Origin of the sequence: Nocardiopsis sp. NPDC057823 (assembly GCF_042797335.1) — a bacterium.
GTDB classification, from domain to species: Bacteria; Actinomycetota; Actinomycetes; order Streptosporangiales; family Streptosporangiaceae; genus Nocardiopsis; species Nocardiopsis changdeensis.
Genome location: NZ_JBHVLR010000006.1, coordinates 63,814 through 84,247, shown reverse-complemented (window position 1 = coordinate 84,247; position 20,434 = coordinate 63,814). Strand labels below are relative to the sequence as shown.

The following is a 20,434-nucleotide window of genomic DNA, read 5'->3' as shown; positions in this document are numbered from 1 at the left end:
CCTCCCTTCCGAAGGTGTTCTTGCCGGGTCACGTGTACGACCTCCGCTGGTCGGGCGGGGGCACGGTGGCGCCCCGGTACTCGACGGGGATGCCGCCCAGCGGGTAGTCCTTGCGCTGCGGGTGGCCGTGCCAGTCGTCGGGCATCTGGATGCGGGTGAGCGCCGGGTGGCCGTCGAAGACGATCCCGAAGAAGTCCCAGGCCTCGCGCTCGTGCCAGTCGTTGGTCGGGTAGACCGACACGATCGACGGGATGTGCCGGTCGGTGTCCGGGCAGGTGGTGGACACCCGGATCTCGCTGTTGTGCGTGATCGAGCGGAGATGGTAGACCGCGTGCAGCTCCCGGCCCTCCTGGTCCGGGAAGTGCACCCCGGTCACGCCCAGGCACAGCTCGTAGCGCAGGGCCGGGTCGTCGCGCAGGATGCGGCACAGCTCGGGCAGGGCCTCGCGGCGGACGTGGAAGGTGATCTCGCCGCGCGAGACCTCCACCCGCTCCACCGCCCCGGCGGCGTCGCCCAGGGCGGCCTCCAAGTCGTCGGCCACCCGGTCGAAGTCGGCGGTGCGCGGGTCGTCCGGGTCGGTGAAGGGCCGCTGCGAGGAGACGGGAGCGCTCCCCCGCACCTGCAGCCGTCCGAAGCCGGAGGTGTCCCCGGTGGTGGTGGTGCCGAACATGCCGGTGCGCCTGATCGGCGCGGCCAGGCGCTCCTCGCCCAGCCGGTCGGGGAGGCGCGCGGCCTCCTCGTCGCGTTCGCGCTCGTTGTCGGTGCTCATGTCAGTCCTTGCTCACCAGGGGAAGCGACCGGCGGAGCATGCGCTCCTCGGTTTCGGTGATCTCCTGCTCGCGGTGCGCGCCGAGCTTGGTGTTCTGCACCTTGTCGTGCAGCTTGAGCACCGCGTCCAGGAACATCTCGGGGCGGGGCGGGCAGCCCGGCAGGTAGATGTCCACCGGGACGATGTGGTCCACGCCCTGGACGATCGCGTAGTTGTTGAACATGCCGCCGCTGGAGGCGCACACGCCCATCGCGATGACCCACTTGGGCTCGGGCATCTGGTCGTAGATCTGGCGCAGGACCGGGGCCATCTTCTGGCTCACCCGCCCGGCGACGACCATGAGGTCGGCCTGGCGCGGGGTGGCGCCGAACTTCTCCATGCCGAACCGGGCCAGGTCGTAGTGGGGCCCGCCGACGGCCATCATCTCGATGGCGCAGCAGGCCAGCCCGAACGTCGCGGGCCACATCGAGGTCTTGCGGGCGAGTCCGACGACCTGTTCGACGGTTCCGAGCAGGACGCCGCTGGGCAGTTTCTCTTCGAGTCCCATCAGCTGCGGACCTCCTCCGGGCGGGGCTGCGGGGTGCGGACGCGGGGTGCGGGGGGTCGCGGGGTCAGTCCCATTCCAGGCCCCCGCGGCGCCACTCGTAGGCGTAGGCGATGGACACGTTCACCAGGAAGAGGACGATCGCGACCAGTCCGAACCAGCCGAGGGCGTCGAAGTGCACCGCCCAGGGGATGAGGAAGATGATCTCGATGTCGAAGACGATGAACATCATCGCCGTCAGGTAGTACTTGACGGTGAAACGGCCGCCGCCCGCGGGCTGCGGAGTGGGCTCGATGCCGCACTCGTAGGCCTGCATCTTGGCGCGGTTGTAGCGCTTGGGTCCCAGCAGCGCCCCGGCGACCATGGACACCACGACGAACGCGGCGCCGATCCCGCCGAGCACGAAAATCGGTGCGTAGAGCTCCACCGGTCACCCTCCTTCCGGCTGATCGGCGCGGCCGCGGGGCGTCGCGCTTGTGATTGCTTTCACTTGTGCGGGCTCTTCTCTGATCCGTCCCGTCGTCCCCGGTGGCGGCTGCGGGGCCGCCCGGAGGGGCGGGGCCGCTTATGCCGCGGGTGCGATCTTGGACAGGCCGTTGATGACCCGGTCCATGGCGTCGCCCTGCGAGGGTTCGGTGAGGTTGGCGAGCATCTTGAGCGCGAACTTCATGAGGGTGCGCTGGCGCAGGCCGTACTTGGTGGCGTACTTCATGAACTCGGGCTGGCCGATCATCTTCACGAAGTAGCGGCCCAGCGTGTAGTAGCCGCCGTAGGTGTCGGCGAGGACCTGCGGGTAGCGCAGCAGGGCGCGCTCGCGGGTCTGCTGGGTGGAGCGGCCGTGCGCCTGCACGACCACCTCGGCGGCGATGGCGCCGGCCTCCATGGCGTAGGCGATGCCCTCGCCGTTGAAGGGGTTGACCATGCCGCCCGCGTCGCCGACGAGCATGAGGCCGCGCGAGTAGTGCGGGACCCGGTTGAAGCCCATGGGCAGCGCGGCGCCGCGGATCGGGGTGGTCTGGTTCTCCTCGGTGAAGCCCCACTCCGGCGGCATGGAGTCGGTCCAGCGCCGCAGCAGCCTGCGGTAGTCGACGTCCTGGAAGGAGGCCGTCGAGTTGAGGATGCCCAGGCCGACGTTGCTGGTGCCGTCGCCGACGCCGAAGATCCAGCCGTAGCCGGGGAGCAGCACGTCCTTCTCACCGCTCCTGTCCCACAGCTCCAGCCAGGACTCCAGGAAGTCGTCGTCGTGGCGGGGGCTGGTGAAGTAGGTGCGCACGGCCACGCCCATGGGGCGGTCGTCGCGCTTGCGGATGCCCATGGCGACGGACAGCCGGGAGGAGTTGCCGTCCGCGGCCACGACCAGCGGCGCCCGGAAGGTCACGGGTTCGCGGTCGGCGTTCTTGGCCCGGACACCGACGATGCGGTTGCTGCGCTCGTCCATGAGCGGCCCGGTGACGGTGGTGCGCTCCAGGAGCTTGGCGCCGGCGGTGACGGCTCGGTCGACCAGGATCCGGTCGAAGTCGAACCGGGTGCGCACGAGGCCGAAACCCGGGTAGGCGGCCAGGTCGGGCCAGGGCAGTTCGAGGCGGACCCCGGCGCCGACGATGCGCAGGCCGTGGTTCTTGATCCAGCCCTCGTCCTCGAAGGTGATGCCCATGGCGGTGAGCTGCTTGACCGCCCGGGGGGTGAGCCCGTCGCCGCAGACCTTCTCCCGGGGGAAGGCGGTCTTCTCCAGCAGGAGGACGTCGAGTCCGGCCTGCGCCAGGTAGTAGGCGGTGGTGGAGCCGGACGGTCCGGCGCCGACGACGATGACGTCGGCGTCGTACTCGACGCGGTCCCGGCCTCGGCCTCTGAGGTCGGGAGAGGAGGTGGCTGTCTCGCTCACGGGTGTGTCCTCGACTGCTCGCGCGGATGCACCGTGGCGGGCCAGTGCGGGGTTTCGACCCGCTCACGGGGGGCTGTCCTGGTCGTGTTCTCTCGGCGTTATGGGGCGTCCGGGCCGCGGTCCCGAGGGTGGCTCTGCGTGCGGGGGCCGTGACCAGGTGCGTTGTACGGTTGGGGACTCATGTCATGTCGGACATAGGGCCATGTGTCACATCCCTCGTGTCCTTGTGAAGCACTTCACAAGCTTCTTTTCGGCAGTCTAGCCCTCTGGCGGCGCGGTTGCGAGCCCCGGGGGGTATACGGAGCGAAACATTCTCAATCGCCCCATAGGCACACGAGAGCCATGAAAGCCACCACAGACTGACAAATACGCAGCTCATCACCCTTTCCACCGCCACATGCATCACATAGGGCACAACAAAAACCCGGAGAACACAGAGTTCTCCGGGTTTTGCGAGCTTTGAAGCTATTTAAGAAGTAGGCGACTCGGTGGGTCCTATGTCGGTTTTACTTCTCGCGGAAGCCCCGGTGGAGGGCGACGATCCCGCACGACAGGTTCCGCCAGGCGACCCGGGACCAGCCCGCGTCCTGGAGGTGCCGGGCCAGCTCGGCCTGGGCGGGCCACGCCATGATCGACTCCGAGAGGTAGTCGTAGGACTCGCCCTTGCCCGACACCGCGCCGGCGATCTTGGGCAGCGCGCGCATCAGGTAGGTCGAGTACAGGCGGTCCACGAATTCCACCGGGATGTGGCTGAACTCGCAGATCACCACGCGGCCGCCGACCTTGGTGACCCGCAGCAGCTCGCGCAGGGCCCGGTCCACGTCGTTGACGTTGCGCAGGCCGAACGAAATGGTCACCGCGTCGAAGGTCTCGTCGGCGAAGGGCAGGTGCAGCGCGTCGCCCGCGACGAAGGTGACCCCGCCCCGGGACGCGCCGCCGCGGCGGCGGACCCCCGTGGACAGCATGCCCAGGGAGAAGTCGCAGGCGATCACCCTGGCGCCCTTGCGGATGAAGGACTCCGAGGAGGTGCCGGTGCCCGCGGCCAGGTCCAGGACCAGCTCACCGCTGTGGGCGTCGACGGCGTTGACGGTCGCCCGGCGCCAGGCGCGGTCCTGGCCGAGGGAGATGACGTCGTTGACGAGGTCGTAACGGTCGGCGATGCCGTCGAACATCGCCGCGACGTCCTGGGGCTTCTTGTCGAGTTCAGCGCGGGCCATGCCCACCAGCCTACGGCCGCCCGGACGCCGCCGTGCCGCGGGCGGCCCCTCGGCGGCACGGATTTCGTTACTCTATGTGATTTAGGCGCGACTCTTTGCGAGAATCGGTCGTGCCCCTTACCCTGCCGCACGACCGAGGAGAACACCCCGTGAAACCGAAGCTCACCGCCCTGGTGCTGGGCATGGCCCTGCTGGTCCCGCTCGGGGCAGCGACCCCCGTGGCCGCGGGCGAGACCGCGCACCGGTCGGTGGTGGGCGAACGACCGGTCCAGTGGACGCCGCACGTCCTGGACGGGGCGGTCAAGGACATCCTCCGCGTGGGGGACACCGTCGTCGTCACCGGCGCGTTCGAGCGGGTCTCCGACGCCGACGGCGGGCGCGTCCACGAGCTGCGCAACATCTTCGCGTTCGAGCACGGCACCGGGCGGATCATCCGCGAGTTCGCCCCGCGCGTGAACGGGACCGTGGCCTCCGTGGTCCCCGGGCCCGACGGCACGGTCGTCATCGGCGGGGAGTTCCGGACGGTCAACGGAACCCCGGCCCGCGGGCTGGCCCGGGTGCGGCTCCACGACGGATCGCGCGTCGCGGCGTTCACCGCGACCCTGGACGGCGGGTCCGCCTACCGGCTGGCCTCCGATGGGGACCGGCTGTACGTCGGCGGGTCCTTCCCCGGGATCGGCGGGACCGCGCAGCCGGGCGTCGCCCGGCTGGACACGACCACCGGGGCGGTGGACACCGGGTTCGCGCCGCGCGTCTCCGAGCAGCGCCGCGGCGAGCTGCGGGTGCAGGAGCTGGCGCTGAGCCCCGACGGGCGGAGGCTGGCGATCAACGGCACGTTCACCAAGGTGGACGGGCAGGACCGGTACCAGATCGCCGTGCTGGACACCGCGACCGGGAAGCCGACGCGCTGGTCCACCGACGCGTTCGAGCCGGACTGCGACTACTCGTCGATGCACACCTACATGCGGCGGATGGACTACGCCCCGGACGGGTCGTACTTCGCGCTCGTGACGGCGGGCGGCCCGCGGGTCAAGCCGGGGCTGTGCAAGGCGGTGGTCCGGTTCGAGAACACCGACACGCCCGGCGCCGAGCCCACCTGGGTCAACAAGACCGGCGGCGACTCGCTGTACTCGGTCGAGGTGACCGGGGCCGCGGTGTACGCGGGCGGGCACCAGCGCTGGATGGACAACGAGCAGGGCGCGCTCAACCCGGGACCGGGTTCGGTCGCCCGCGAGGGCATCGCCGCCGTGGACCCGCGCACCGGGCGCGCCCTGGCCTGGAACCCGGGCCGCTCCCGCGGCCACGGGGTGGAGGCCCTGCACGCCACCTCCGACGGCCTCTACGTCGGCAGCGACACCGAGCGGCTGGCCGGCGAGTACCACGCCCGCCTGGGCATGTTCCCCCTCCCCTGACCCCTCCGGGCCCGTCCCGCCCGGCCGGGCGGGACGGCGGAGCGGCCGCCGGCGGTGGCCTGGAACGGCAGCGGCCGGCGGGGTCTTCGGCGGGGTGCGGTCCCGGCCCCGCGAACGGATGCCGCCGGAGGCCGCGGCCCGGAGCATGGCGGCCGAGGGCACGGCGGGGCTGCACGCCACGGTCCCGACAGGACCCGCAGCGGGCACGGCGGCCCGGGACACGGCGGGCCTGCGCGACACGGCCCCGGCGGACCCGGTGGCGGGTACGGCGGCGGCCCGGCCGGAGCGGCCGGGCCGTCGGACCGGGGCCTAGGAGTCCTTGGGGGCGGCGGGGGCCTCCTCGGCCCTCTCCGCGGACGGGGCGTCCTCCGCGGCCTCCTGGAGGTGGTCCTCGCGGGCGGCGCCGTCGACGAGGCGGTCGCTCACCAGGGAGCCGCGGCGCTGCTCGATCCGGTCGACCACCGAGGCCGACATCCGGTCGCGCAGGGAGGACAGCAGCACGTAGGAGGCCAGGCCGCTGATCAGCCAGGCGAGGATGAGGGCCATCCACGAGCGGGCGCCGAACAGGTACACCACTCCGAACGCCGCCAGGAACAGCCCCACGCGGGCGGCGGTATAGGGCAGCCAGCTACGCATCGAAAAGCCTCACAACAGATGATTACCTGGACTAGATTGGTCGCTACGCCCATCAACGCACGAGACGACCGGTCCGCTGTCGCGGTTTCCGGGGGGCCGGCCTCTCGATGAGGCCGGTGTCGGCGCGCTCATGTGCTCTCACCTCCAGGTTAAGGGTGAGCCGCCGGGAGCCCGCACCGGGTAGGCCTGTGTCCCTCATGGCGGATGATCGGACCCCTGCGCCCGGATTCAGATAGTCATGGGATGTTTCCAATCCCGACAGCAGGGCCCGAACATCACGTTCCGGTCACATATCCCGTACTCCTCCCCCCAACACCGCAATTTCTCCGAAAACTAGGGAGGAAACGGACCAACTCATGCACACTAGGGGATCAAACGCCCGCCGCCCCCATAGTCCAGGCGGGCACGATTGGGGGAATGTGAAGGTGGAACGAGCAAGCGAACGCCTGTTGACCCCCGGGGAAGTGGCCTCACTCTTCCGGGTTGATCCCAAGACCGTCACCCGCTGGGCCGCCTCCGGGCGGATCAGCAGCATCAGAACCCCGGGCGGCCACCGCCGCTTCCGGGAGTCCGAGGTCCGCGCCCTCCTGCTCGGCGAGCCGAGCGAGAGCAGTTCCTGACCCCCAGGGGACGCGTCCCCGAGAGGAATCCCGGGGTCCGCACGGGCCCCTGGTGAAGGGAGCCGCGCCTCCGCGACCCGGGCAGCCGCCCCGAGGTCCGCGGTCCCCCCGCCGCGCACGGCGCGGCGGCGTCACGGCCGTGGGAGTCGGCCCGACCATGGGGAGTGGACAGCGGGAGATAGGCTGGAAACATGGTGTGGCTTGGTGGCCTGATCACGCTCGTGTCGATCGTTCTCTGGGTGTACGCGTTCTTCGACGCGCTGACCACCCCGGCCCAGGACGCCCGGAATCTTCCGAAGATCCTCTGGCTGGTCGTCATCGCGCTGTTCGTGCCCGTGGGATCCATCCTGTGGCTGTTCCTGGGACGGCCCCGCAAGTCGGCCGCCGTATGGGGCGCCGCGGCCTCCCCGGCCCAGGCCGCCGCCTCGATCGACGACCTCGACCCGTCGGACTTCGCCAAGCCCTCCAACAGTCCGCACCCGCTCGGTCCGGACGACGACCCCGAGTTCCTGCGCGGCCTCGACCGCCGGATCGACCCCGACGAGTAGACCGCGCCCGACATCCAGGACCCGCACGGGTCCCTGCGTCGCAGGGGGCCGCTCCGCATCCCGGAGCGGCCCCCTGCGCCGTTCCGCGTCAGAGCAGGCCCGCGCCCGTCTTCCGCTCCAGGCCGCGCAGGGCGTGCACGGGTTGGACCCCGGTGTCGAGCCGCGGCGTCCAGGCGGACCCGGTGCCCAGCGGGGTCTCCGGGTGGGCCGCGTTGTGCTCGGCGACGAGGTCGACGCGGGTGATCCTCCCCCGGCCGTCCGTCATGACGGCGTTGCCCGTGCCGCCCACGTCCGTGCCGCCCCAGTTGTACAGCAGGGCGCCGGCGGTGTGCCCGTCACGCAGGTCGAACAGGTTGTTCTCCACGTACAGCTGCGACTCGAACCCCGCTCCCAGGCTGTACTGGTACAGGTCGCCGCTCACCGTGTAGAGGTTGTTGTAGACGTGGACCTGGCCGTACCGCACCCGCGGGGCGCGCTGGCCGAGCCCGTCGAAGTGGTTGTGGTGCCACGTCACGCGCAGGCGGCCGCGGTCGGTGGTGCGGCCGTCGCTGTTGCCCAGCAGCAGGGCCTTGTCCCGGCCGTCGAAGTGGTTCCACGAGACCGTCACCAGGTCCGAGGCCCGCACGATGTCCAGCAGCCCGTCGTGCACCTCGTACCTGCGGCCGAAGTACTCGGGCTGTCCGGCACCGGGGCGGTCGCCGTCGTCGAAGGTGTTGTGGTCGATCCACACGTTCGTGGAGCCGGACACCTCGATCTGGTCGTACTCGGAGTTCCAGTTGCCGCTCTCCCCGTCGCCGGGGTCCCAGCCGGGGAAGCAGTCGTGGGCGTCGGAGAAGGTCAGGTTGCGCAGGATGACGTTCTCCACGTCGTGGACCAGCAGGCTCATGCCGGTGAGCTCGGCACCGTCGCCGGCCCCCACGATCGTGGTGTTGGAGCCGACCCGGTAGCGGACGTTCTCGGCCTGGGCGTTCTGCGATGCCTCGCGGGCCTCCTCCAAAGGCCCGGAGGGGTCCTCCCGCCCCCAGACCCGCGGGTCGTAGGCCGCCAGGTACGCCTCCAGCGTGTAGCCGCCGACGGCGTAGTCCTCGCAGTCCAGGGGGGAGCCGTCGGGGGCGGTGTTGGCGTCGATGAGGCCTTCGACGTAGACGATCTTGGGCTCGTCCCCGGCGATGGCCTCCCGGAACCCGGCCGCGGTGGACACGCGGAACACGTTCTCGTCCGCGGCGGCCGCGCCGCCCGTGGTGCCGTCGCCCGCCGAGCCCCAGCCGTCGCTCTCGGGCAGCACCCTCCTCCCGAGGTCGTCGGCGGCGGCCGGCACGGGCGCGGTCAGCGCCGCGGCCAGGGCGAGGGCCAGGACAGAGGTGAGCCGTCTTCGCATGGTGCGCTCCTGGGGGATGAGGCTGCAAACGTTTGCAACAAACTCCTCGAACGCCCGGAAAGAAGCAAGCCCTCCGCCCGTGGAAAGATGGGAAAACTCAGACCCGGTCGGAGCGACCGGCCGCCCTCCCCCGCCCCGGGCCCTCACCGAAAGGTCGTGCCGTGGCCGTGACGCTCAAGGACGTGGCCCGGGCCAGCGGGGTCCACGTGTCCACCGTCTCCCGGGCGTTCTCGGCGGCGCACCTGGTCAACGCCCGGACGCGGGCCCGGGTGCTGGCCGCCGCGGACGAGCTGGGCTACCGCCCCAACCGGGCCGCCCGGGCGCTGTCGACCCGCCGTACCGGGAACCTCGGCGTGGTCGTCGCCGACATCGCGAACCCCTTCTTCCCGCCGCTGCTGAAGGCGGCGCAGGAGGAGGCGCGGGCCCGGGACCACCACCTCTTCATCGCCGACACCGACGAGCGGACCGCGGTGGAGGAGGAGGCCGTCCGTTCGCTGGCGGGCCAGGTGGACGGGCTGGTCCTGGCCGCCCCCCGGATGTCCGACCGGCTCATCCGCGAGCTGGCCGCCGAGGTCCCCCTGGTGGTCGTCAACCGCCGGGTGCGGGGGCTGCCGTGCGTGCTCATGGACGTCGGCGGGGGGATCGCGCGGGCCGTCGCCCGGCTGGCCGCCCTGGGGCACCGCGACCTCGCCCTGGTGTCCGGGCCCGCGGCCTCGTGGACGGGGCGGCGGGCGGCGCGGGCGGCCGGGGCCGCCGCGCGGGAGCAGGGGGTGCGTGTGCACCGGGTCGGCCCCCACCCGCCGACGGAGGAGGGCGGGGCCGCCGCGTTCGACGCCGTGGCCGGGCTCGGCGCGACCGCGGCCCTGGCCCACAACGACCTGATGGCGCTGGGCCTGCTGGCCGCGGCGCGGGAGCGGGGCGTCCCCGTCCCGGGGCGGCTGAGCGTCGTCGGGGTCGACGACACCCTGACCGCCCGGCACACCCGCCCCGCCCTGACCACCGTCGCGATGCCCGCGGGGGAGGCCGGCCGGGCCGCCGTCGACCTGCTGCTGCGGGGCGCGGAGCCCCGGGACCTCGTCCTGGGCACCCGCCTGGTCGAACGCGACTCGACGGGCCCCGCCCCCCGCGCTCAGGCGTAGGAGTGCAGGCCGCTGAACATGTAGTTGACCGCGAAGAAGTTGAACAGGATCGTCGCGAAGCCCAGCACGTTGATCCACGTCGCCTTGGGTCCGCGCCAGCCGCCGGTCGCCCGCGCGTGCAGGTAGGCGGCGTAGATGATCCAGGAGATGAACGACCAGACCTCCTTGGGGTCCCAGCCCCAGAAGCGGCCCCAGGCCTCGTCGGCCCAGATCGACCCGGCGATGATGCCGAAGGTCCACAGCGGGAACGCGAACAGGATGAGCCGGTGCGAGATGCGGTCCAGCAGCTCGGGGCTGGGCAGGCGGCCCGCGATGCCCGCGACGTCCTCGCCCGCGGCCCGCTTGACCTCGGTGCGGTGGGAGACCAGGTAGGTGATGCCGGTGACGCCGGAGACCATGAACGCGCCGCCCGCCAGGATGGCCGCGGTGACGTGGATCGGCACCCAGTAGGAGTGCAGCGCCGGGATCAGCGGGCCCGGGTCGACGTATAGCCACTTGACGCCGATGCCCAGCAGGATCAGCACCGGGACCAGCACGAACGCGCCCAGGAAGCGGGCCTGGTAGCGGAACGAGGCGTACAGCAGCACGCCCACCGCGACCAGGCACATCGCCACCACGAACTCGAACATGTTGCCCCAGGGCCAGCGGCCGGCGGCCACGCCCCGCGTGATGATCTGGGCCAGGCCCATCAGGAAGCCCAGGGCGGTCACGCCCAGCGCGACCTTGCCCAGCACGCTCTGGGAGGCCTTGGCCTCGCCCTCGGTGGTGCGGACGTTGACCTCGATGCCGTCGTCCCCGTCGGCCCCGCCGGCCGCGCCGGCGCCGACCGGCATCAGCCGTCCCGCCTTCAGCTTGGTCCGCTTCCCGTAGGCGGCCTCGATCGCGAACAGGAACAGGGCCGCGGCGTAGGTCACGATCATGGCGATGACCAGCGTGTCGCTGGCAGACGCCATCGTCTCGTTCACCGGCGCGGCGAGAGTGTACGTCACCGGTCACTCCTCGTGTCGGAAGGGTTCTGGGGGTTGTCGTCCGACTCGTTCCGGAGTCGTGCGGCAAGCTCGGTCGTGATCTCGTGGAACTCGGCGTTGTTCCCCGCGACCTCGGTCTTGCCGAGGCCGGCCAGCTCCACCCGGGTCCGGCCGTCCGCGTCGCGGACGGCGCGCACCCACACCCGGCGCGGGCGGATGAACAGGGTCAGCAGCAGCCCGCCGACGGCGGTGGCCGCGGTGATGAGCGCGGGCAGCCGGGCGCCGTCCCGGTTGGCCTGGAGGCTGACGTACTCCTTGTAGCCGGCGAACTCGATGGACCCTGCGCCGTCGGGCAGCTCCCAGACGTCGCCGACCTCCAGCACCGGGGATTCGCCGAGGGACTCCATGCCCTCGGTGCGCAGCTGGTACACCGACTGCGGGTCGATCATGCCCAGGTCGCCCGTGTACCCCTCCAGGGTCACCCGCGGGTCCGTGGCGCCGGGGAAGCTCGAGGTCAGCTCGCCGTCGGGGGTCTCGGCCGCGGTCGGCAGGAAGACCCCCACGAAGCCCAGCTGGTCGGCGTCCTCGTTCCCGGTGTCGGGGACCTTGACCACGCCGTCGGACACGAAGCTCATGGTGTCCCGGTACAGGAACGGCACGGCCTGGTCGAACACCACGTCGCCGTCGGCGTTGCGCACCACGAACTCGGGCGCGTACCCGTGGCCGAGCAGGTAGACCTGCACGCCGGAGACGCTGAGCGGGTGGTTGACCTCCAGCCGGTGCGTCCGTTCGGGGCCGCCGGGTTCCTCGGTGTAGGTGAGGTCGGCGACATAGGACGCGGCCTGCCCCCGCAGGTCGCCCTCCTCGATGAACTGCGCCTCGAAGTCGTCCAGGTGGATCGTGAAGGGCGCGATCGCGTCCATGTCGGTCCAGTGGCCGGGGTAGATCGCGTCGTAGGAGGGCAGCGTGTTGGCGAACCCGTCGCCCTCGACGACGAGCATGTTGCCGCGGTAGCCGAAGAACGACCCGGCGGCCAGCGCCAGCAGCAGGCCGAGCAGGGCCAGGTGGAACAGGACGTTCCCGGCCTCGCGCAGGTAGCCGGTCTCGGCCGAGACGGAGTCGCCGTGGCGGTCCTTGCGGTACCCCTTGAGCACGCGCTCGGCCTGCTCCAGCACGGTCTCGGGGGCGGCGTCGGTGGTGAACCTCGCGGCGTAGGGCATCCGGCCCAGGTTGCGCGGGGTGGGCACCGGCCGGGCACGGACCGCGCGGGCGTGCACCAGGGCGCGCGGGATGACGCAGCCCGCCAGGGACACGAACAGCAGCAGGTAGATCGCCGCGTACCAGGGCGAGGAGAAGACGTCGAAGAGGTAGAACCGGTCCAGCCAGGGGGCCAGGTCCGGGTTCTCCCGGAAGTAGTTGTTCACCTCGTCGACGCTCACCACGTTCTGCGGCAGGATCGACCCGGGGATGGCTCCGACCGCCAGCAGGAACAGCAGGATCAGCGCGGTGCGCATCGAGGTGAGGACGCGCCAGGCCCAGCGCAGCCAGCCCAGGGCGCCGAGCCCCTTGGGGCCGGGCGCGGCCGCTTCCGCGGCGCCCGCGTTCGTCTCGGTCGTGGTCGTACTCATCAGATCACCGTCTGGTAGTCGGCGGCCCAGCCCTGCATGACGATGGTCCACTGGGTCCACAGCCCGGTCACCATCGCCAGGCCGACCAGGACGAGCATGGCACCGCCGATCACGGTGACCGTGCGGGTGTGCCGCTTGAGCCGCCCGAAGGCGGTGAGGGCGCGGCGGTACAGGAGCGAGGCCGCGATGAACGGCAGGCCCAGGCCCGCGCAGTAGGCCAGGGAGAGGAGCATGCCTCGCCCGGCGCCGCCCTCGACGAAGGCGAGCGTCTGCACGGCGGCCAGGGTGGGGCCGATGCACGGGGTCCAGCCCAGGCCGAACAGCACCCCCAGCAGGGGGGCGCCGATCAGTCCGGCCCTGGGCAGGCGGTGGAAGCGGAACTCGCGGGCGAAGCCGGGCAGGACGCCCATGAAGGCCAGGCCCAGGACGACCGTCAGCACGCCCAGGACCCGGGTGATGGGGTCGGTGTAGTCCACCAGGAGGTCGCCGAGCCAGCCGATGAAGCCGCCCACGGCCACGAACACCAGGGTGAACCCGGCGATGAACAGGGCGCTGCCGGTGACCATGGTCCAGCGGCGCCCGGCGAGCTCGTCGTCGACCTCGGCGAGGTTGGCGGTGCCGCCCCCGACCGCGGTGCGCTTGCGCACGTCGGCGGCGCTCATCCCGGTGACGTACGACAGGTAGCCGGGGACCAGGGGGAGCACGCACGGGGACAGGAAGGAGACCAGCCCCGCGGCGATCGCCAGCGGGACGGCCATGAGGAGGGAGCCGGTGAGGACGGTGGTGCCGACGGGGTCCATCAGGCGTCGTCCCCGTCGGGGCTCGGGCTCTCGCCGGGTTCCGCGGACTCCTCGGGCTCCCCGGACTCCTGCGCCTCGGCCTCCTGCTCGGCCACGCGGGGGCGCTCCTCAGGGTCGCCGAGGTCGTACTCCACGACGATCGGGTTCAGCAGCTCAGTGAGCTGGCCGTAGGTGGTCGGCCCGATGACGCGGGCGGCGATGCGCCCGTCGGGGTCGATGATCAGGGTGCTGGGGATCGCGCGCGGCGGGACCGTGCCGCGGAACGCCTGGGGCACCTCGCCGGGCTGGTCGTACAGGCTCGGGTACTCGACGCCCTTGGTCTCCAGGTAGGCGCGGGCGGCGGTGTCGTCGTCCTTGATGTTGACGCCGAGGAAGTCCACGCCCAGGCCGGTGTACTCGGTGTACACCTCGTCCAGGACGGGCTGCTCGGTCCGGCAGGGCCCGCACCAGCTGGCCCAGACGTTGAGGACGACGATGCCGCCGGCGTAGTCGGACAGCCCGATGGTGTCGCCGTCCAGGGTGGTGCCGGAGAAGTCGGGCGCGTCGACCCGCTCGTCGGCGGGGAAGGCGGTGGCGCTGCCGTCGCCCGAGATGAAGCGGTCGTCCTCGCCGCCGGTCTCGATCTCGTTGCCCCCGGCGCAGCCGGTCAGGGCGAGGACGGCGGCCGCCGCGGCCGCGGCAAGGCGCGTCACAGCGCGACGGGACCGCGCGCCGTTTCTGGCACTGGGCATCGAGGAGACCTCGCGAACGGGGTGTGAACTGGGCGGACTACGACAACGACAAAGTGTAGTAGACACCCTGGGGCCCGTTCCGTCGCCCCGGCGCAAGAGCCGTCCGTCCCTGGTGGGGGCCGTCACGAGAGCGGGACCACCCGTGGGGGTCCGGGGGCCCCGCTCTGCGCGCTCCGGCGGCCGGCCGGGAGGGGTGGACACCCCGGCCCGGCCGTTCCGCGATCATCCCGCCTCGACGAAAGCCTCACGGAGGTAGTCGTGGACGGCCCGCTCGGGGACCCGATAGGAACGCCCCACGCGGATCGCGGGGAGAACTCCCGAGTGCACCATGCGGTACACGGTCATCTTGGACACTCGCATGATCGTGGCGACCTCCGCCACGGTCAGGAACCTGACCTCTTCGAGAGGCGGCTTGCTCCCGTTCATCTTCCGACGCCCTCATTCCCGGACGTGAGTATTGGCTACCAGTTCGGCCCGACGCGGTGCCGGTGGGAAGCGACCCCGGTATGTGCTCCGCCCCAACGCCACGCCGGCGTGTCATGCTGTCACTACTGACACGTCCGTTTTCAGAGTAGAGCGGAGTTCCCGTCTGCGAAAGGTCGTTCGTGCCGTCTTCCGAGCAATACCCGGAAGGCGCCCCGGGTGAGGTTTAACGGTGGGTATAAATGGCCGACACGGCTCAGGATAGACCCGCTCGGGCGAGAACGTAATCGCGCAGCGGCGCGTAGTCCTCGGTCAGATAACCGTCGTCCAAAGGGACCGTGACCAGTAGTTTTCCCTCGTGTTCCGCGAGAAAGAGGGCGGGGTCGTTGCAGTCGGCGAACCCCAGTGTGGGCACTCCCGCCTCTCCGGCCGCACCCGCGAACCCGTGATCCGCGATGACCAACTGCGGCCATGGCTCCCCGCGGTCGGAGAGGTCCCCGAGGATGGCCCGCATGGCGAACGGGTGGTGGCTGTGCCGGGCCAGGTGCCCGTCCGTGACGATGGCGACGTCGTCCCGCCAGACGACGAAGCGGCGGTTGGGCGGGCGTTCGGTGGTGACCTCGTAGGTGTAGCCGCCGGCGGCGGTGAGGACGGGGCAGCCGCGGGCGGCCAGGGCGTCCTTCCAGACCCGGTAGGTGCCCTGGAGCTTGTTCGGGTGGCCGGTGGCGAACATGACCCGTTCGCGGCGCTCGGCGGCCAGGGCCATCCGGTCGGCGACGGCCTCCAGGGCGTCGACGGTGAGGTCGGGGTCGATGGTGTCGATGCCCCAGACGTACTCCTCGTCGCCGACGACGCCGCACCGCTTGCTCATCAGGGCGAGGACCTCGGAGAAGGTCCAGTCGTGGGAGAAGGTGAGGCCGAACTGGTGGTAGGGGTCCTTCTGGACCAGGCGCCGGTAGTGCCGAAGATTGTTCTGGCGTGAGGTGTCGACGTGTCCGGCGATTCCCGTCCGCACCAGATGGGAGATGAGTTCAGCACGTGTCGGCGGCGTCACCAGGTGTTCCCCTTCCTCGTCGGGGCGACCACGTGACGCGCCGCTCGGCCACCACGACGCCTGCTCACGTTCGCCCGGTATTCAACCTCTTCCTACCCGCTGGACGCGCGCCACGCCCCGTCCGCCGGAATTCGCCCCGGCGCTCACCGGGCGACATGGCCCTCCCGGAAACGATACCGGGGGCACGGACATCGGGTTAGAAAATAGAAGAGATCGGAACGAAAGGGTGTCTTCGTGAGAAGCCGCCCGAACACCTCTGATCAGAGACTCGGGTCGATACCGTGGCTCGGGAACACCGCGGTCCGGGTCGCGTGAATGGCGCGGTCCACCGGGTTCCCGGGGTCGTACCCCTCCTCGAAGGGCGAGAACACCACGTCGCGGCCGTCGGTCATGTACAGCGGGGCCAGCTCGCCGGTGCGCTCCCGGACGAAGTCGCGCCAGCTCTGGGGGGTCTCGCGGTCGGGGTCCACCGGGCGTCCCGCCGCCTCGGCGAGCAGGTGCGTCCAGGCCCGGGGCACCACGTGCACCAGCCCGTACCCGCCGCCGCCGAACAGCACCCAGCGGCCGCCCGCGGTGCGCTGGGCGAGCTTGTGCAGCTCGGCGTAGGCGCGCCGCTGGCCGTCCACGCTGAGCGTGAGGTTGGCGAGCGGGTCCAGGGCGTGGGTGTCGCAGCCCTGCTGGGTGACCAGGATCTCCGGCTGGAACTCGTGCAGCAGCGGCGGGACCACCGCGTCGAAGGCGCGGTGCCAGCCGCTGTCGCCGGTGCCGGCGGGCAGGGCGACGTTGACCGAGTACCCCTCGGCGTCGGGTCCGCCGGTCTCCCCCGCCTGGCCGGTGCCCGGGAACAGGGTGACCGGCGACTCGTGGAGGCTGATGGTGAGCACCCGGGGGTCGTTGTAGAAGGCGCGCTGGACGCCGTCCCCGTGGTGGACGTCGATGTCGACGTAGGCGATGCGCTTGGCGCCCTGCTCCAGCAGCCAGGCGATGGCCAGCGCCGGGTCGTTGTAGACGCAGAAGCCCCAGGCGTTGCCGCGCATGGCGTGGTGCAGGCCGCCCGCGATGTTGGCGGCGTGCACGGACTCCCCCGTCCACACCGCCTTGGCGGCGGCGACGGAGGCGCCCGAGATGAGCGCCGCCGCGTCGTGCATGTCCTTGAAGACGGGGTTGTCGGCGGTGCCGAGCATGTGGGCGTCGTCCGGCTCCAGGGTCCGCCCGGCCCGCTTGACCGCCTCGATGTAGGAGCGGTCGTGCACCAGCGCCAGGAGGTCGTCGGAGGCGGGCTCCACGTCCAGGAGCGAGACGCCGGGGGCGCTCAGGACCCCCAGTTCGCGGGCGAGCGCCATGGTCAGCTCGACCCGGATCGGTGCCATCGGATGCTGCGGGCCGAAGTCGTAAGCCGTCAGCCCGTCGTCCCATGCCACCCGGAGCGAGCAGGACGTGCGCCCTCCCATGTCGGTGACCCCCGTTTCAGGTGTACGTGTTCCGAAGCACACAGTACGCAAGGGCGGACAGTGCTCGGGACCCCGGGGTGCGGGGACGGCGCGGGCCGGTGCGGGACACCCGCGCCGGCCCGGCCGCCCGCCGGGCGCTACTCGCCCGTGGTGACGTAGTAGCAGCTCTCGGAGAGGTCCCCGCCGCTCAGGTCCACCGTCCCGTGCATGGGCCGGGTGAACAGCGAGTCGCTGTTGGCGATGACGATGCGGTACTCGCCCGGCTCCAGCTCGACCTTGAGGGTCTCGCCGTCGCCGAAGCACGCGTCGTAGGAGGGCGGCGAGCCCGGCGCGTAGGTGTCGCAGTCCTCGCACGGGGCCGCGGTGACCTCGCCGTGGACCTTGTCCGGTCCCACGTAGAGGAAGCGCAGCTCGTACGGCGAGTGGTTGACGATCTCGAAGACGAACTTGTCGTTGCCCGAGCCGCCCGTGGGCGAGGCGTCCAGGTCGCTCTCGCCGATGGCGGTCATCAGGTCCATCTCCTGCTCGATGCGCCCGGCACCGATGTGGGTGACCATCGTCTCGACGTCGCCGGCCTCGTAGTCGGCGTACTGGGACTCCAGGATCTCGACCATCTCGTCGGCTTGGTCGAACTCCTGGGCCTCGACGGACTCCCAGCCGCACTCCAGGGCGGCCTCGGGGCGCTCCTCCTCGATCCGGTCGGGGATCTCGGGGGCCGCGCTCCAGTCGAGGTCCCTGAGGACGTCGATCTGGTCCAGGCCCACGCACCACTCCGAGCCCAGGCGGTTGGTGCCCGTCTCGTACAGGCCGACCAGCGCCTCGGGCACCCGGCCCGCGGCCGCGGTGCCCTCGTAGTCCACCGGGATGATCGCGAAGATCTCGTGGGCCCGCAGGACGTCGTCGGTGTACTCGGGGGTGACCTCGCCGGCGAGCGCGGCGTCGGCGTTCTCCAGCAGGTCGGTCGCGTAGGAGAAGTGGATGTCGGCGACCTCGCCGTCGGTGTCCTGCCAGCGGGCGGCGGGGTGCTCGAAGTAGACCGCGTAGGAGTCCAGCGCCCGCCCGTAGTCCTCGGCGGCGACGTCCTCCTGAGCCTGCTCCAGCAGGCGGCAGGCGGCGATCCCGGCGCGGGCGCGCTCCATGAGCGAGGAGGAGAAGGACAGCTGGAAGAAGTCCTCGACGGACTCGTACTCGGCGACGGCCTCGGAGTTCCCGCACTCGCCGCGGGCGTGGGAGGCGTCGGCCACGCGCAGCCGCCACTCGCCGAGCTGCCAGACGGCGGTGAGGGAGACGACCAGGGCGACGGCCAGGCCGCCGGCCGTCAGGTAGGGGACGGCGCTGCGGGGCGGGGTGCCGCCCTGGGCGAGGACGCGCTCGTCGTGGGCGCGGCCGGCGAAGAGGCCGTGCGCCGCGGCGGCGAGGAACCAGGCCAGGAGGACCGGGGCCCACAGCAGCAGGTTGTCGGCGGCACCGAGGAACGCCGCGGTGACCAGCAACCCGAGGGTGACGGCCAGGGCCACGGCGAAGAACGGCCACTGCTTGATGCGGAGATAGCCCGCGCCCACGCCGGTGGCGTTGAGGGCGGCGGTGTGCAGCGCGGTGGGCGAGGAGAACAGGCCCAGGCGCTTGGGCCGGGGCGGCGGGGGCGGGCCGAACGGGCCGCCGGGGGGGCCGGGCGGGCCGCCGGGACCCATGGGAGCGCCGGGGCCGGTCGGTCCGCCGGGGCCCATCGGAGCCCCCGGTCCGCCGGGAACGCCCCCGGAGTACATGCCGCCGGCGGGCATGCCGCCGTGGGGCGGGACACCGCCGGGGACACCACCGACGGGAGTACCGCCGTAGGGCGGGTTACCACTGGTCGGAGCACCGCCGGGAACACCCCCGGCGGGCGTGCCACCGTAGGGCGGATTGCCACCGGACGGCGGACCACCGGGAACACCTCCGGCGGGAGTACCGCCGTAGGGCGGATTGCCACCGGTCGGGACACCGCCGGGAACACCTCCCGCGGGCGTACCGCTGTACGGCGGGTTTCCTCCGGTCGGCGGACCGCCGGGGACACCCCCGGCGGGAGTACCGCCGTACGGGGTGTCGCCGCCGGTCGGCGGACCGGCCGGTGCGCCCTGGTCGCCCGCGGGCGGTGGGCCCCCCGACGGGGGTACGGGGCCTCCCTGCGGCTGGGACGGGTCTGGGGACGAAGGGGGAAGACTCATGAGGTGGGGCCCTGGGTCGGGGGAACGGGGGAGGCGACCCTGCCTCCCGGGAGATGACAGAGCCTGTCGAGGGCGTTCCCGCCCTCCCTCAGAACACTATCTATGTACCCGGACGACCCCTTCGTGCAGTCCGACCGTTTTCGGCCACCTCGACCGGGAACCGGCTGCCGCCCCCGCACGTCTCAGCGCCCTGGGAGGGGCCCCGGCCTCAGTTCCCCGAGAGCGCGCTGCTGCGGTCCCGGGCGGCCTCGATCGCGTCCGTGAACGCGGCGCGCACCCCGTGCCGCTCCAGCTCGCGCAGCGCCGCCGCGGTGGTCCCGCCCGGCGAGGTGACCGCCTCGCGCAGCACCACCGGGTGCTCCCCCGAGCCGTTGAGCATGGCGGCCGCGCCGGTGATGGTCTGCCCCACCAGTTTCTGGGCGGTGGCCCGCGGCATGCCCATCGCGACCCCGGCCTCGATCATCGTCTCGGCGATGAAGTAGAAGTAGGCGGGCCCGCTGCCGGAGATCGCCGTGACGGTGTCCATGTGCTGCTCGCCGACCCGGATCACCTCGCCGACGGTGCCCAGCAGCGACTCGGCGCGCTCCAGGTGCGCGGGCCCGGTGTGGGCGCCGCCCGCCACGGCGGTCATCCCCTGCCCCATGAGGGCGGGGGTGTTGGGCATGGCCCGCACCACCGGGGTGCCCGGGGGCAGGTGGCTCTCCAGCACGGCGGTGGTGAGCCCGGCGGCGACGGAGATGACGAGCCGCCCGTGGCCCAGGTGCGGGGTGATCTCGTCCAGCAGGGCGACCATGTCCTGCGGCTTGAGGGCGAGCAGCAGCGTGTCCGCGCGCTTGGCGGCCTCGGCGGCCGGCACGACCTCCACGCCGTAGCGCTCGCGCAGCTCGGCCGCGTGCTCCGCGCGCGGCTCCGTGACGAGGACGTCCTCCGGCGCGTGGCCCTTGGCCAGCATCCCGGCGAGCAGCGCCTCGCCCATCTTCCCGGCACCGATGATCGCGATCATGAAAGGGTCCTCTCTGCGGTCCCCTCC

General features: G+C 71.8%; 20 protein-coding genes. 4 read left to right on the top strand and 16 right to left on the bottom strand.

The features are described 5' to 3' along the window. Nucleotides 1-28: 28 nt before the first annotated feature. From ACFVNO_RS12825 to ACFVNO_RS12805, 5 genes are all read right to left on the bottom strand, one after another. The gene (locus ACFVNO_RS12825) at nt 29-769 is read right to left on the bottom strand and encodes an NADH-quinone oxidoreductase subunit C (RefSeq protein WP_355262870.1); all 741 of its coding nucleotides are present in this window, start codon (nt 767-769) and stop codon (nt 29-31) included. A 1-nt stretch (nt 770) separates the two neighbouring features. After that, nucleotides 771-1,316 (bottom strand): NADH-quinone oxidoreductase subunit B family protein, encoded by a 546-nt coding sequence (locus ACFVNO_RS12820; RefSeq protein WP_220563467.1) that lies wholly within the window; start codon nt 1,314-1,316, stop codon nt 771-773. A gap of 64 nt (nt 1,317-1,380) precedes the next feature. Then, the gene (locus tag ACFVNO_RS12815) at nt 1,381-1,740 is read right to left on the bottom strand and encodes an NADH-quinone oxidoreductase subunit A (RefSeq protein WP_220563468.1); all 360 of its coding nucleotides are present in this window, start codon (nt 1,738-1,740) and stop codon (nt 1,381-1,383) included. 138 nt (nt 1,741-1,878) lie between these two features. After that, nucleotides 1,879-3,195, bottom strand: a complete 1,317-nt coding sequence (locus ACFVNO_RS12810; protein ID WP_220563469.1) for a geranylgeranyl reductase family protein — start codon at nt 3,193-3,195, stop codon at nt 1,879-1,881. A 506-nt stretch (nt 3,196-3,701) separates the two neighbouring features. After that, nucleotides 3,702-4,412, bottom strand: a complete 711-nt coding sequence (locus tag ACFVNO_RS12805) for a demethylmenaquinone methyltransferase (RefSeq protein WP_355262875.1) — start codon at nt 4,410-4,412, stop codon at nt 3,702-3,704. Nucleotides 4,413-4,561: 149 nt separating this feature from the next. Between ACFVNO_RS12805 and ACFVNO_RS12800 the strand changes: the two genes are divergently transcribed. After that, a complete protein-coding gene (locus ACFVNO_RS12800) occupies nt 4,562-5,824 on the top strand; it encodes a delta-60 repeat domain-containing protein (RefSeq protein ID WP_355262878.1) in 1,263 nt (420 codons plus the stop codon). A 309-nt stretch (nt 5,825-6,133) separates the two neighbouring features. On the opposite strand, the gene ACFVNO_RS12795 is transcribed toward ACFVNO_RS12800, so the two are convergent. After that, nucleotides 6,134-6,460, bottom strand: coding sequence for a DUF4229 domain-containing protein (locus tag ACFVNO_RS12795; RefSeq protein WP_355262881.1), 327 nt, complete (start codon nt 6,458-6,460; stop codon nt 6,134-6,136). A gap of 419 nt (nt 6,461-6,879) precedes the next feature. Here ACFVNO_RS12795 and ACFVNO_RS12790 point away from each other — a divergent pair, with 419 nt between their 5' ends. Then, a complete protein-coding gene (locus ACFVNO_RS12790) occupies nt 6,880-7,080 on the top strand; it encodes a BldC family transcriptional regulator (protein ID WP_220563472.1) in 201 nt (66 codons plus the stop codon). Between the two features lie 191 nt (nt 7,081-7,271). Further along, nucleotides 7,272-7,628, top strand: a complete 357-nt coding sequence (locus ACFVNO_RS12785; protein ID WP_355262885.1) for a PLD nuclease N-terminal domain-containing protein — start codon at nt 7,272-7,274, stop codon at nt 7,626-7,628. An 88-nt stretch (nt 7,629-7,716) separates the two neighbouring features. Here the strand turns inward: ACFVNO_RS12785 and ACFVNO_RS12780 are convergent, their stop codons facing one another. Continuing rightward, the gene (locus ACFVNO_RS12780; protein ID WP_378892124.1) at nt 7,717-9,006 is read right to left on the bottom strand and encodes a polysaccharide lyase family 1 protein; all 1,290 of its coding nucleotides are present in this window, start codon (nt 9,004-9,006) and stop codon (nt 7,717-7,719) included. 161 nt (nt 9,007-9,167) lie between these two features. Here ACFVNO_RS12780 and ACFVNO_RS12775 point away from each other — a divergent pair, with 161 nt between their 5' ends. Then, nucleotides 9,168-10,145, top strand: coding sequence for a LacI family DNA-binding transcriptional regulator (locus ACFVNO_RS12775; protein WP_355262891.1), 978 nt, complete (start codon nt 9,168-9,170; stop codon nt 10,143-10,145). Here the strand turns inward: ACFVNO_RS12775 and ccsB are convergent. The 9 genes from ccsB to proC all read right to left on the bottom strand — a co-directional run bounded on the left by ccsB (nt 10,136) and on the right by proC (nt 20,407). Further along, nucleotides 10,136-11,134: a c-type cytochrome biogenesis protein CcsB gene (ccsB, locus tag ACFVNO_RS12770; protein ID WP_355262894.1), complete on the bottom strand. Its 999-nt coding sequence runs from the start codon at nt 11,132-11,134 to the stop codon at nt 10,136-10,138. The genes ACFVNO_RS12775 and ccsB overlap by 10 nt on opposite strands. Continuing rightward, nucleotides 11,131-12,741, bottom strand: a complete 1,611-nt coding sequence (locus ACFVNO_RS12765) for a cytochrome c biogenesis protein ResB (protein ID WP_378892117.1) — start codon at nt 12,739-12,741, stop codon at nt 11,131-11,133. Before ACFVNO_RS12765 ends, ccsB begins: the two co-directional genes overlap by 4 nt. Then, nucleotides 12,741-13,541, bottom strand: coding sequence for a cytochrome c biogenesis CcdA family protein (locus tag ACFVNO_RS12760; protein ID WP_378892114.1), 801 nt, complete (start codon nt 13,539-13,541; stop codon nt 12,741-12,743). Before ACFVNO_RS12760 ends, ACFVNO_RS12765 begins: the two co-directional genes overlap by 1 nt. After that, the gene (locus ACFVNO_RS12755) at nt 13,541-14,233 is read right to left on the bottom strand and encodes a TlpA disulfide reductase family protein (protein WP_355262900.1); all 693 of its coding nucleotides are present in this window, start codon (nt 14,231-14,233) and stop codon (nt 13,541-13,543) included. Before ACFVNO_RS12755 ends, ACFVNO_RS12760 begins: the two co-directional genes overlap by 1 nt. Nucleotides 14,234-14,494: 261 nt before the next feature. Further along, nucleotides 14,495-14,698, bottom strand: coding sequence for a helix-turn-helix domain-containing protein (locus ACFVNO_RS12750; RefSeq protein ID WP_013155995.1), 204 nt, complete (start codon nt 14,696-14,698; stop codon nt 14,495-14,497). A 253-nt stretch (nt 14,699-14,951) separates the two neighbouring features. After that, nucleotides 14,952-15,749, bottom strand: a complete 798-nt coding sequence (locus ACFVNO_RS12745; protein ID WP_220563480.1) for a phosphatase — start codon at nt 15,747-15,749, stop codon at nt 14,952-14,954. Between the two features lie 260 nt (nt 15,750-16,009). Beyond that, nucleotides 16,010-17,170: an acetoin utilization protein AcuC gene (locus tag ACFVNO_RS12740; protein ID WP_355262959.1), complete on the bottom strand. Its 1,161-nt coding sequence runs from the start codon at nt 17,168-17,170 to the stop codon at nt 16,010-16,012. Nucleotides 17,171-17,337: 167 nt separating this feature from the next. Further along, nucleotides 17,338-18,891 carry a DUF1109 domain-containing protein gene (locus ACFVNO_RS12735; RefSeq protein WP_378892111.1) on the bottom strand — a complete coding sequence of 518 codons (1,554 nt, stop codon included), beginning with the start codon at nt 18,889-18,891 and terminating at the stop codon, nt 17,338-17,340. 721 nt (nt 18,892-19,612) lie between these two features. Then, a complete protein-coding gene (proC, locus tag ACFVNO_RS12730) occupies nt 19,613-20,407 on the bottom strand; it encodes a pyrroline-5-carboxylate reductase (protein WP_220563482.1) in 795 nt (264 codons plus the stop codon). Between the last annotated feature and the right edge of the window lie 27 nt (nt 20,408-20,434).

Excerpts from the sequence above, each read along its gene's own strand:
- ACFVNO_RS12825 (WP_355262870.1), bottom strand. The coding sequence starts at position 769 with ATGAGCACCGACAACGAGCGCGAACGCGACGAGGAGGCCGCGCGCCTC.
- ACFVNO_RS12820 (WP_220563467.1), bottom strand. The coding sequence starts at position 1,316 with ATGGGACTCGAAGAGAAACTGCCCAGCGGCGTCCTGCTCGGAACCGTC.
- ACFVNO_RS12805 (WP_355262875.1), bottom strand. The coding sequence starts at position 4,412 with ATGGCCCGCGCTGAACTCGACAAGAAGCCCCAGGACGTCGCGGCGATG.
- ACFVNO_RS12795 (WP_355262881.1), bottom strand. The coding sequence starts at position 6,460 with ATGCGTAGCTGGCTGCCCTATACCGCCGCCCGCGTGGGGCTGTTCCTG.
- ACFVNO_RS12785 (WP_355262885.1), top strand. The coding sequence starts at position 7,272 with ATGGTGTGGCTTGGTGGCCTGATCACGCTCGTGTCGATCGTTCTCTGG.
- ACFVNO_RS12780 (WP_378892124.1), bottom strand. The coding sequence starts at position 9,006 with ATGCGAAGACGGCTCACCTCTGTCCTGGCCCTCGCCCTGGCCGCGGCG.
- ACFVNO_RS12765 (WP_378892117.1), bottom strand. The coding sequence starts at position 12,741 with ATGAGTACGACCACGACCGAGACGAACGCGGGCGCCGCGGAAGCGGCC.
- ACFVNO_RS12760 (WP_378892114.1), bottom strand. The coding sequence starts at position 13,541 with ATGGACCCCGTCGGCACCACCGTCCTCACCGGCTCCCTCCTCATGGCC.
- ACFVNO_RS12750 (WP_013155995.1), bottom strand. The coding sequence starts at position 14,698 with ATGAACGGGAGCAAGCCGCCTCTCGAAGAGGTCAGGTTCCTGACCGTG.
- ACFVNO_RS12735 (WP_378892111.1), bottom strand. The coding sequence starts at position 18,891 with ATGGGTCCCGGCGGCCCGCCCGGCCCCCCCGGCGGCCCGTTCGGCCCG.
- proC (WP_220563482.1), bottom strand. The coding sequence starts at position 20,407 with ATGATCGCGATCATCGGTGCCGGGAAGATGGGCGAGGCGCTGCTCGCC.